This is a genomic window from Pseudomonas sp. PSE14 (genome assembly GCF_029203285.1).
In the GTDB taxonomy this organism is placed as follows: domain Bacteria; phylum Pseudomonadota; class Gammaproteobacteria; order Pseudomonadales; family Pseudomonadaceae; genus Pseudomonas.
On sequence record NZ_CP115669.1, the window covers coordinates 1,695,272 to 1,705,491 of the forward strand.

Below are 10,220 nucleotides of genomic sequence, written 5' to 3' on the forward strand. Positions count from 1 at the left end.
CCACAACCCACGGAGTCGCGCCATGTCCCCTTTCCAGCCCCTGCGCCTGCCCAACGGCAGTGAAATTCCCAACCGCGTGGCCAAGGCCGCCATGGAGGAAAATCTCGCCGATGCCGAGCAGTCGCCCTCGGCGGAGCTGATGCGCCTGTACCAGGCCTGGGCCGAGGGTGGCGCCGGCCTCTTGATCAGCGGCAATGTGATGGTCGACCGCCGCGCCATGACCGGTCCCGGTGGCGTGGTGCTGGAGGACGAACGGCAACTGGAGCGCTTCCGCCAGTGGGCACGCATCGGGCGTTCGCAAGGTGCGCAGTTCTGGTTGCAGATCAATCATCCTGGCCGCCAGGTCCAGGCCAGTCTGGGGCAGGGCGCCTGGGCGCCGTCGGCGGTGCCGCTGGAGATGGGGCGTTTCTCCAAGATGTTCGCCGTGCCCCGGGAAATGAGCGAAGCGGACATCGCCGAGGTGATCGAGCGTTTCGCCCGCACCGCGGTGCTTGCCGAGCGCGCGGGCTTCAATGGCGTGCAGATCCACGCCGCCCACGGCTATCTGCTCAGCCAGTTCCTTTCGCCGTTGAGCAATCGTCGCAAAGACCGCTGGGGCGGTGCGCTGGAGAATCGCGCACGGCTGTTGCTGGAGATCGTTCGCGCGGTGCGGGGCAAGGTATCGGCCTCGTTCAGCGTGGCGGTGAAACTCAATTCGGCGGACTTCCAGCGCGGCGGTTTCGATGCCCATGACGCCCGCCAGGTGATCGAGTGGCTGAACGACGAGGCGGTGGACCTGGTCGAGCTTTCCGGCGGCAGCTACGAGGCCCCGGCGATGCAGGGTGAAGCGCGCGATGGCCGCACCCTGGCGCGCGAGGCCTACTTCCTCGAGTTCGCCCGCGAGATGCGTGATACCGCGCGGATGCCGCTGATGGTCACCGGTGGTATCCGCCGCCTGGCGGTTGCCGAACAGGTGCTGGACAGCGGCCTGGACATGGTCGGCATCGGCACGGCGCTGGCGCTGGAGCCGGGGCTGGTCGAACACTGGCGCGCCGGGCGCGACGCACAACCGCAGCTGCAGCCGATCCGCTGGCGCTCCAAGCCGCTGGCGGCACTGGCCTACATGGCGCTGGTGAAGCTGCAGTTGCGCCGCCTGGGCGACAGCCGCCGTCCCGACCCGCAAGCCTCGCCGTTGCGCGCGTTGCTGCTGGATCAGTGGCGCACGCAACGACGCACCCGCCAGTACCGGCGCTGGATGGCCGGACAGGCGAGTGCGTGAGTTCGCTTTTTTCAGGGCCGGCGGACGTCTGGCCCTTGCTTGCGAACTGTATTCCCCGGTAGCTGCGACGCGGGGAGGTTCGCGAGCAGGCTGGGAATGGAGGACCGCAGCGTGCTGGTGAGAACCGTCAGCTCTCGAAGCTGCAACCCAACCGCCCCAGTCCCTCGATCTCCAGCTCGAACACATCCCCCGGCGCGACCTGCGACATCGGTGCCAGCGCGCCGCACAGCAGGACATCGCCGGCCTTCAGTGGCGCCCCCAGGCGCGCCATGCGCCGAGCCAGCCACAGGGCGATGTCCAGCACCGCGGCGATGTTCGTCTGGGTGGGGGGGAAGGCCGGGGCGCCATTGCGCAGCAATTGCACCGCCAGCGCCGCACCTTGCAGTTTCTCCAGCTCGACCGGCTGGTTGCCGGTGAGGTAGAGGCCCGCGCAGAGGTTGTCGGCGATGGAGTCGAGCAGGCCGATCTGCCAATTGGCCACGGCGGTGTCGTTGATCTCGATGGCCGGGACGGCGCCGTCGAGGCAGGCACGAAGGGTGGCCAGGTCCGGCTCTCCCTCGGGCAGTTCACGGCCGACCAGCAGGGCGATTTCCGCTTCGATGCGCGGCTGCAGCAGGCGCTCGCGGGAGATACGCGCGTCGCTCTGGCAGCGCAGGTCGGCGAGCAGCCGGCCGTAGACCGGCTCGTCGACCTTCAGCGCGGCCTGCATCACCGGCGAGATCAGCCCGGCCTTGGCGCCCGCCAGGCGTTGACCGGCGGCCAGCGCCAGGTCGATGCCCAGTGCCTGTACGCGGTAGGCGTCGTCCAGCCCGGCCAGGGCGTAGGCGGCCGCAGGAGCGGCGATGGGTGTTCGGCAGGCCCGCGCGTTGGCCAGGGCGCGGGCGGCGGCGTGGTGGTTGTCGGTGCTCATGGCGCGTCTCCTCAGCGGCAGGGAATGTCGCCGACTACGGTGGTGCGGTACATCTCGCGGCGCATGCCGTGGTAGTCCGACACCGGGTAGTGCCAGGTGCTGCGGTTGTCCCAGATCGCCAGGGTACCCTGGGTCCAGCGCATGCGGCAGGTGAAGGCGGGCTGGGTGGCGATGCCGAACAGGTAGTCCAGCAGCGGCTGCGACTCGGCGGGGCGCATGCCCTTGATGCCGCTGGTGTAGGCGGGATTGACGAAGAGAATCTTCTTGCCGGTTTCCGGATGGCGGGTGACCAGCGGATGGGAGCGCACTTCGCCGTCATGGCTGCCATAGCGCACCGCCATGTTTTCCATCAGGTCGTTGTGCTTGGCCTCGGCGCCGTAGGCGCGCTCCGGGCTGTGGATGGCGTCGAGGGTTTCCAGTTGCGCGCGTAGCTTGGGCGACAGCCATTCGTAGGCCAGCGCCATATTGGCGTAGAGGGTATCGCCGCCGAAGGGCGGGATGTCGTGGCCGTAGAGCAGGGTGAAGGCCGGCGGGCGCTCCTGGAAGGACCAGTCGGTGTGCCAGGCACCGCCGAATACCACCGGCGTCTTCTCGTTGGCTTCCTTGACCACGCGTACCACGTGGGGATGGTCGTCCATGCCGACCACATAGGGTTCCCGGCCGAACTCGCCGAAGTGCAGGGTCACGGCTTCGAGGTCTTCCACGCTGAGCGACTGGCCGCGGATGAACAGCACCTTGTGCGCCAGCAGGGCCTGGCGCAGCTCGGCGAAGCCGTCCTCGTCCAGTTGCCGCAGATCGACGCCGGTGACGTCCGCGCCGATGGCTCCGGTGGCGGGGAGGATGCTGAAATGGCGGTACTCGGCCGCTCGGTTCTGGCTCGGCAAGGCGTAGAAGAACTCGAACATGGGGAAGCCTCTTGTGAGTGTTATCGGCCATTCAAGGATGGTCAGCACGCACACTTTCTTCCATGATGATCAGCGCCAAAAATTGACTTTCTCCGCCAACGAGAGCCACCAGCGAGTGCAACCAGGGAGACCGCGATGGATTGGCGTCAGGTCCGTGAGATCACCGGGGTGCGTTACCTGCTCGATACCGCCCGCGACAGCGGGCTGGCGCCGGAGGCCTGCCTGGTGGGCAGCGCCATCGCGCTGGCGGATCTGCAGTCGCGCGCGGTACGCATCCAGGCTTGGCAGGAGCTGGCGGTGATCCGCAATGTGCTGCAGCACATCGGCCGTCCCGGCCTGGGGCTGGTCGCCGGGCAGCGCTACCACCTGACTTCCCTGGGCCACCTGGGCTTCACCATGCTCGCCAGCCGCACCCTGCAGGAGGCGTTCGAGACCTTCGGGCGCTTCCAGAGCCTGGCGCTGACCCTCTGCCCGGTGAGCAGCGAGCCCGAGGCACGTGGCGTCTGGCTGGTCTACGACGATACGGTGCTGCCCGAGGATGCACGGCCCTTCGTGGTGGAGCGCGGCATCGCCGGGTGCCTGCAATTGTCGCGGGAGCTGTTGCAGCGCTCGATACAGCCGTTGGCCATCGAGTTGAAGAGCGTTGAGCCGACGGACCTCACGCCGTTCCGCGAGCTGTTCGGACTGGTTCCGCGCTTCGCCGCGCCACGCAACGCGATGCTGTTCTCCATGCAGGATCTGCTCGCGCCGCTGCCGCAAGCGCACATCAGCGCCCGCGACAGTGGTGAGCAGTTGTGCGAGCAGCTATGCGGCGAACTGGCGCTGACCCTCGCCGTCACACCGACTGCGCGCCAGGTGCAGCAACTGCTGCTGCGCGAATCCGCCAGTCTGTTGGGCGGTGCCGAGGTGGCCGGGCGGCTGGGCTTGTCCGAACGCACCTTGCAGCGGCGCCTGGCGGAGGAGGGGCAGAGCCTGCAGGCGCTCAACGATGGCATCAAGCAGCGGCTCGCGGAGCGCCTGCTGCAGGAGTCGCGTATGGACCTGCACGAAGTCGCCCAGTGCCTGGGGTATGCTGAGGCGGCCAGTTTCTCCCGCGCGTTCCAGCGCTGGACGGGGCAGTCGCCGGGACGCTGGAAGCGTCAGGCGGCGCTTGCCCTACGCCAAGGTTGAGCTTGGTGTAGGGCGTACAACCGTTCGCGGTTGTACGCCGTTACGCCTGTCTCATCGCCAACTTCGTGGTTGACCGTGGCCAATGATTCCCGGATCGAACCCGTGCGGGGCAGGGCCAAGGTCAATCGGCGTATAACGCGGAGCGTTATACGCCCTACGCACAGGTTGAGTTTGGTGTAGGGCGTACAACCGTTCGCGGTTGTACGCCGTTACGCCTGTCTCATTGCCAACCTCGTGGTTGACCGTGGCCAATGATTCCCGGATCGAACCCGAGTGGGGCACGGCCAAGGTCATTCGGCACATAACGTCGAACGTTATACGTCCCTGTCTCAACCCATCCTGCGGTTCCGTCGTCTGCAAACTCCGCCGACCGCAGAGGCCGGATCGACATCGCCCGAATCTTTCCGCCCGGCAAAAAAAAGACCGGCCCGAAGGCCGGTCCAGGGAGAGACGATAAATCAGCGGCAGACGCTGGCAATGGCCAGCGCCAGGTCGCCCAGGCGTTCGGCGTCGAGCCCGGCGATGTTGGCGCGGCCGCTGCCGACCATGTACACGCTGTGCTCTTCACGCAGGCGGCGCACCTGTTCCGGCGTCAGGCCGGTGTAGGAGAACATGCCGCGCTGGATGGCGACGTGCGCGAAGCGCTCGGCCAGGCCGTGCGGGCGCAGTGCCTCCACCAGCCCCAGGCGCAGGTCGGCGATGCGCGCACGCATGCCGTCCAGTTCGTCCAGCCAGAGCGCCTTGAGGTCCGCGTCGCCGAGGATGGTGGCAACCACTTCGGCGCCGTGGGCGGGCGGGGTGGACCAGAGGTTGCGGGCCATCAGCGCCAGTTGGCTGCGCACGTCGGTGAGCTTGGCGGCACTGCCTGCACAGACGATCAGCGCGCCGGTGCGCTCGCGGTAGAGGCCGAAGTTCTTCGAGCAGGAACTGGTGATCAGCATTTCCGACAGGCTGTCGGCGAACAGCCGCACGGCGCGGGCGTCTTCCTCCAGACCATCGCCCAGGCCCTGGTAGGCGAAGTCCAGCAACGGCAACAGCTCGCGACGGCGCACCACGTCCAGCACGCGTTGCCAGTCGTTGTAGGCCAGGTCGAAGCCGGTGGGGTTGTGGCAGCAGGCGTGCAGCAGCACCACGTCGCCATGGGGCACGCGCTCCAGGGCGCTGAGCATGGCTTCCACGTCGAGACGGTTGTCGGCATCGACGTAGGGGTAATGCGACACGCGCACTCCGGCGGCGGCGAACAGGCTTTCGTGGATCGGCCAGGTCGGGTCGCTCAGCCAGATGCTCCTGCCCGGCAGGCAGTGGGCGATGAAGTCCGCCGCCAGACGCAGGGCGCCGGTGCCGCCCGGGGTCTGGGTGGCGTCGGCGCGCTGGGTGGCCAGCAGGCGCGAGTCGGTGCCCAGCACCAGCTCGCACAGGCGGGCGGCGAACAGCGCGTCACCGTGGCCGCCGACGTAGCTCTTGGTGGTCTCGGTTTCCACCAGGCGCTGCTCGGCGAGCTTCACCGCGCGGGGGATCGGCGTCAGGCCCTGGGCGTCCTTGTAGACGCCCACGCCAAGGTCGAGCCGCGCCGGGTTCGGGTCGGCCCGGTAGGCGTCGAGCAGGCCCAGGATCGGGTCGCCCGGCACGCGGGTGACCTTGGCGAAATGACTCATTTGCGGCCCTCGGCGGTCTGCGCCACCTCGTCGGTGCGGGCGGCCATGATGAAGTCGTTGCGGTGCAAGCCCTTGAGCTCATGGCTCCACCAGGTGACGGTGACCTTGCCCCACTGGGTCAGCAGGTCGGGGTGGTGGCCTTCTTTCTCGGCGATGGCGCCGATGGCGTTGGTGAAGGCCAGGGCATGGCGGAAGTTCTTGAACAGGAAGACGCGTTCCAGCTCCATGTGGCCGTCGCGGACTTCGATGTTCCAGTCCGGAATCTGCTTGATCAGGACGGCCAGTTCTTCGTCGGAGACCTTCGGGGCGTCGGCGCGGCAGGCTTCGCAATGGGCTTGGGTGAGTGCGGTCATGGGGTTCTCCTAGATAGGGGCCTTGTTGGGGGCATAGGAGTGGGCTCGCGGACCATCTTAGGCTCGCGGGCACGTCTCATCCTAGGCACAGATGGGGGTATTTGCAGCGGATCAGGCGGCTTGCTTGGGCGGAAATTTCGGCGCGTGCAGGCCCAGGTGCATGGCCTCGCGGACCAGCGCCATGATGTCCTGGTGGGCCAGTTCGAACAGGCGCTTGAGCTCCGGCAGGACGAAGTACAGCGGCTGCAGGATGTCGATGCGGTACGGGGTGCGCATGCATTCCAGCGGGTCGAACGCCTGGCGCTCGGGCTCGTCGGAGAGGCTGTAGACGGTCTCTTTCGGCGAGGAAAGGATGCCGCCGCCGTAGATGCGTACGCCCTGGGATGTGTCGAGCAGGCCGAATTCGATGGTCATCCAGTACAGGCGGGCGAGGTACACGCGCTCTTCCTTGCTGGCGGCCAGGCCGAGCTTGCCGTAGGTGTGGGTGAATTCGGCGAACCAGGGGTTGGTCAGCAGCGGGCAGTGGCCGAAGATCTCGTGGAAGATGTCCGGTTCCTGCAGGTAGTCCAGTTCTTCCGGGGTGCGGATGAAGGTGGCCACCGGGAATTGCTGGCTGGCCAGCAGTTCGAAGAAGGTCTGGAAGGGAATCAGCGCCGGCACCCGCGCCACGCGCCAGCCGGTGGTGGATTGCAGCACCCGGTTGATTTCGCCCAGTTGCGGGATGCGGTCATGGGGTAGGCCGAGTTGTTCGATGCCGTCCAGGTATTCCTGACAAGCGCGGCCCTCGATCACTTTCAGTTGGCGGGTGATCAGGGTGTTCCAGACCTGGTGTTCGGCTTCGGGGTAATGGATGAAACCGTGTTCGTCAGGTTGGCGGGCCACGTACTGCGTTGTCTTCATGGGTCCTCCGGCTTCGAGGCCTTGTTGTTGTGATGGACCAAGAAATAGCGCGGTCGATGTCGGCGCACAGCCCCCGGATAGAGCCTTGGTGTCCCGGATAGCCGATGATTCCGTAAAGAAATGATTACGCTTCGGCGTAAAAGCACCCGAGCACGGCTTGAAGGTGCGTCCAGGTGTCACATATTCTTGACGGAAATTTCCGGCTGCCTTGTGAAAATCCACGCCGGAACGCCCATCAGAACCACAATCACGGGCCCGCCATGCGTATCAAAGTGCACTGCCAGAACCGCGTCGGCATCCTGCGCGACATCCTCAACCTGCTGGTCGACTACGGCATCAACGTCAACCGCGGCGAAGTCGGCGGCGAGCAGGGCAACGCCATCTACCTGCTCTGCCCGAACCTCATCAACCTGCAGTTCCAGTCGCTCAAGCCCAAGCTCGAAGCGGTGCCTGGCGTATTCGGCGTCAAGCGCGTCGGCCTGATGCCCAGCGAGCGTCGTCACCTGGAACTGAACGCGCTGCTGGCGGCGCTGGATTTCCCGGTGCTGTCGATCGACATGGCCGGGCAGATCGTGGCGGGCAACCGGGCGGCCGCGCAGTTGTTGGGCGTACGCGTCGACGAGGTGCCGGGCATTCCGCTGTCGCGCTACGTGGAGGACCTCGACCTGCCGGAGCTGGTGCGGGCCAACAAGGCGCGCATCAATGGCCTGCGGGTGAAGGTAAAGGGCGACGTATTCCTGGCCGACATTGCGCCGCTACAGTCCGAGCATGACGAAAGCGAAGCGCTGGCCGGCGCCGTGCTGACGCTGCACCGCGCCGACCGTGTCGGCGAGCGCATCTACAACGTGCGGCGCCTGGAGCTGCGCGGCTTCGACAGCATCTTCCAGAGCTCGCGGGTGATGGCCGCCGTGGTGCGCGAGGCGCGCCGCATGGCGCCGTTGGACGCACCGCTGCTGATCGAAGGCGAGACCGGCACCGGCAAGGAGCTGCTGGCTCGCGCCTGCCACCTGGCCAGCCCGCGCGGGCAGTCGCCGTTCATGGCGCTGAACTGCGCCGGCCTGCCCGAATCCATGGCCGAGACCGAACTGTTCGGTTACGGCCCCGGCGCCTTCGAAGGCGCGCGCCCGGAGGGCAAGCTCGGCCTGCTGGAACTGACCGCTGGCGGCACGCTGTTCCTCGATGGCGTGGGGGAGATGAGTCCGCGTCTGCAGGCCAAGCTGTTGCGCTTCCTGCAGGACGGTTGCTTCCGCCGCGTAGGCAGCGACGAGGAGGTGTACCTCGACGTGCGGGTGATCTGCGCCACCCAGGTCGACCTGTCCGAGCTCTGCACCAAGGGCGAATTCCGCCAGGACCTTTACCACCGCCTCAACGTGCTGTCGCTGCACATCCCGCCGTTGCGCGAATGCCTCGACGGTCTGGAACCGCTGGTGGAGCACTTCCTCGACCAGGCCAGCCGGCAGATCGGCTGCCCACTGCCCAGGCTCGCCCCGCAGGCGCTGGACCGCCTCGGCCGCTACCACTGGCCGGGCAATGTGCGGCAGCTGGAGAATGTGCTGTTCCAGGCGGTTTCGTTGTGCGAGGGCGGCACCATCAAGCCCGAGCATATCCGCCTGCCGGATTATGGTGCGCCACACCCGTTGGGCGACTTCTCCCTGGAGGGCGGGTTGGACGTCATCGTCGGGCGCTTCGAGAAGGCGGTGCTGGAGCGGCTCTATCGTGAGCATCCGAGCAGCCGGCAGTTGGGCAAGCGGTTGGGGGTGTCGCACACGACCATTGCCAATAAGCTGCGTCAGCATGGGTTAGGGCAGAGCGACGAACCGTAGGGCGAATAACGCCTCTGGCGTTATCCGCCGTATCAGGGGTAGGTGTTTCTGCGCCGCTTCGGTGTGTGCTGGGAGATTTTGTTTCGCCCTCTCGGGCGAGTCCCTTTTGTCAAACGACACAAAAGGAACCAAAAGGTCTCGTCCCGGCATCCGGCCCCGGCTTCGCCGGGATCCCCTCCTTCCGGTATCACTCCGAGGGTCGGCGTAGAAGGGCCATCCCTGGCCCTCTACGCCTCTCGCGGCATCCATGCCGCTCGCCCCTCTGCGCAATACCTCCACTCGGCCTCCTGACGGGACTCTGCGCGCGCCTGCGACTCTGGCTGCTTCATGCAGGACTGCTCTTGGTAGGAGCGAGCTTGTTCGCGAACCCGCCTGACGCCGGCCCTGCCGGCGGATCGCGGAGAAGCTCCGTTCCTATGGGCGCAAAAGCAGCTCGGAGCAGGACGCTCTGCTTTTGCTCAGACTTCCAGAGAAATCTCCGCGCGCACCGAAGCGCCCCTTCAGGAGGCCGAGAGGAATCGGAGTTTCAGGGGTTGAGCGGCATGGATGCCGCGAGAGCCGCGATGGGCCAGGGATGGCCCTTCGCGGCGAGCCCCTGAAACTTCGATGGAGCGAGGGAAGTCCCGCGAAGCGGGACCCGGATGATGAGGCAAAGACCTTTGGTTACTTTCTGTCGTTTGAGAAAGTGACTCGCCCGAGGGGGCGAAACAAAATATCCCAACACACACCGAAGCGACGCAGAAACACCGATCAAGACGGCGGATAACACTTTAGGCGCTACTTTCCCCTACAAAGAGCATCGCGGACGGAGTCCGCTCCTACAAAACCATGCCGTCGTGAATCACCAGGTCTTCGGCCGATACCCCTTCACACACGCCCGCACTTCATCGTCGATCACATTGCCGGGCTTGATGCACTGGGCCAGCGTGCGCGGGCTGTCGCTGTAGCGCGAAGGGGCAGGGGCGGCGGTCTCCGCCGTGGGCGCCAGGCCCAGGCGGCTTTGCAGCAGCACCCAGCGCTGCTGCAGCCAGAGCTGGCTGGCCGGGTCGCGCCAGAGGGCCGTACCCGTGGCGATGAGCAGCAGCGGGATGAGCAGCCAGAGCAGCGGCTTGATCCACACGCGCCAATTGCGCCGAGATTTCGCTTCCTGCTCAGCTTGCTTCTGGTTCTGTTGCTTGACCTGCTGCCAGTACCAGTCGCGGTCTTTTTCGCTCATGTCAGTCCGTCCGAGTGCCGTTCTGCGCAG

At 66.4% G+C, this 10,220-nt stretch carries 9 protein-coding genes; 3 read left to right on the plus strand and 6 right to left on the minus strand.

The features are described from left to right. The first annotated feature begins 22 nt into the window (after window positions 1–22). The gene (locus tag O6P39_RS08020) at window positions 23–1,258 is read left to right on the plus strand and encodes an NADH:flavin oxidoreductase/NADH oxidase family protein (protein ID WP_275610841.1); all 1,236 of its coding nucleotides are present in this window, start codon (window positions 23–25) and stop codon (window positions 1,256–1,258) included. 127 nt (window positions 1,259–1,385) lie between these two features. On the opposite strand, the gene O6P39_RS08025 is transcribed toward O6P39_RS08020, so the two are convergent. After that, on the minus strand, window positions 1,386–2,168 hold the full coding sequence (locus tag O6P39_RS08025; protein WP_275610842.1) for a fumarylacetoacetate hydrolase family protein: 783 nt from the start codon (window positions 2,166–2,168) through the stop codon (window positions 1,386–1,388). An 11-nt stretch (window positions 2,169–2,179) separates the two neighbouring features. Continuing rightward, window positions 2,180–3,073, minus strand: coding sequence for a TauD/TfdA family dioxygenase (locus tag O6P39_RS08030; protein WP_275610843.1), 894 nt, complete (start codon window positions 3,071–3,073; stop codon window positions 2,180–2,182). Window positions 3,074–3,208: 135 nt separating this feature from the next. Here O6P39_RS08030 and O6P39_RS08035 point away from each other — a divergent pair, with 135 nt between their 5' ends. Next, window positions 3,209–4,243 carry an AraC family transcriptional regulator gene (locus tag O6P39_RS08035; RefSeq protein ID WP_275610844.1) on the plus strand — a complete coding sequence of 345 codons (1,035 nt, stop codon included), beginning with the start codon at window positions 3,209–3,211 and terminating at the stop codon, window positions 4,241–4,243. 458 nt (window positions 4,244–4,701) lie between these two features. On the opposite strand, the gene O6P39_RS08040 is transcribed toward O6P39_RS08035, so the two are convergent. The 3 genes from O6P39_RS08040 to phhA form a co-directional block, all read right to left on the minus strand. Beyond that, window positions 4,702–5,898, minus strand: coding sequence for an amino acid aminotransferase (locus O6P39_RS08040; protein WP_275610845.1), 1,197 nt, complete (start codon window positions 5,896–5,898; stop codon window positions 4,702–4,704). Further along, complete coding sequence (locus tag O6P39_RS08045) at window positions 5,895–6,251, minus strand: 4a-hydroxytetrahydrobiopterin dehydratase (RefSeq protein ID WP_207885288.1); 357 nt, start codon at window positions 6,249–6,251, stop codon at window positions 5,895–5,897. Before O6P39_RS08045 ends, O6P39_RS08040 begins: the two co-directional genes overlap by 4 nt. A gap of 111 nt (window positions 6,252–6,362) precedes the next feature. After that, window positions 6,363–7,151, minus strand: a complete 789-nt coding sequence (gene phhA, locus O6P39_RS08050) for a phenylalanine 4-monooxygenase (RefSeq protein WP_275610846.1) — start codon at window positions 7,149–7,151, stop codon at window positions 6,363–6,365. 260 nt (window positions 7,152–7,411) lie between these two features. Here phhA and O6P39_RS08055 point away from each other — a divergent pair, with 260 nt between their 5' ends. Further along, window positions 7,412–8,974, plus strand: a complete 1,563-nt coding sequence (locus O6P39_RS08055) for a sigma-54-dependent transcriptional regulator (protein ID WP_275610847.1) — start codon at window positions 7,412–7,414, stop codon at window positions 8,972–8,974. A gap of 841 nt (window positions 8,975–9,815) precedes the next feature. On the opposite strand, the gene O6P39_RS08060 is transcribed toward O6P39_RS08055, so the two are convergent. Further along, window positions 9,816–10,190 carry a hypothetical protein gene (locus tag O6P39_RS08060; RefSeq protein WP_275610848.1) on the minus strand — a complete coding sequence of 125 codons (375 nt, stop codon included), beginning with the start codon at window positions 10,188–10,190 and terminating at the stop codon, window positions 9,816–9,818. Window positions 10,191–10,220: the final 30 nt, after the last annotated feature.

Excerpts from the sequence above, each read along its gene's own strand:
- O6P39_RS08030 (WP_275610843.1), bottom strand. The coding sequence starts at position 3,073 with ATGTTCGAGTTCTTCTACGCCTTGCCGAGCCAGAACCGAGCGGCCGAG.
- O6P39_RS08045 (WP_207885288.1), bottom strand. The coding sequence starts at position 6,251 with ATGACCGCACTCACCCAAGCCCATTGCGAAGCCTGCCGCGCCGACGCC.
- O6P39_RS08060 (WP_275610848.1), bottom strand. The coding sequence starts at position 10,190 with ATGAGCGAAAAAGACCGCGACTGGTACTGGCAGCAGGTCAAGCAACAG.
- O6P39_RS08020 (WP_275610841.1), top strand. The coding sequence starts at position 23 with ATGTCCCCTTTCCAGCCCCTGCGCCTGCCCAACGGCAGTGAAATTCCC.
- phhA (WP_275610846.1), bottom strand. The coding sequence starts at position 7,151 with ATGAAGACAACGCAGTACGTGGCCCGCCAACCTGACGAACACGGTTTC.
- O6P39_RS08035 (WP_275610844.1), top strand. The coding sequence starts at position 3,209 with ATGGATTGGCGTCAGGTCCGTGAGATCACCGGGGTGCGTTACCTGCTC.
- O6P39_RS08040 (WP_275610845.1), bottom strand. The coding sequence starts at position 5,898 with ATGAGTCATTTCGCCAAGGTCACCCGCGTGCCGGGCGACCCGATCCTG.
- O6P39_RS08025 (WP_275610842.1), bottom strand. The coding sequence starts at position 2,168 with ATGAGCACCGACAACCACCACGCCGCCGCCCGCGCCCTGGCCAACGCG.
- O6P39_RS08055 (WP_275610847.1), top strand. The coding sequence starts at position 7,412 with ATGCGTATCAAAGTGCACTGCCAGAACCGCGTCGGCATCCTGCGCGAC.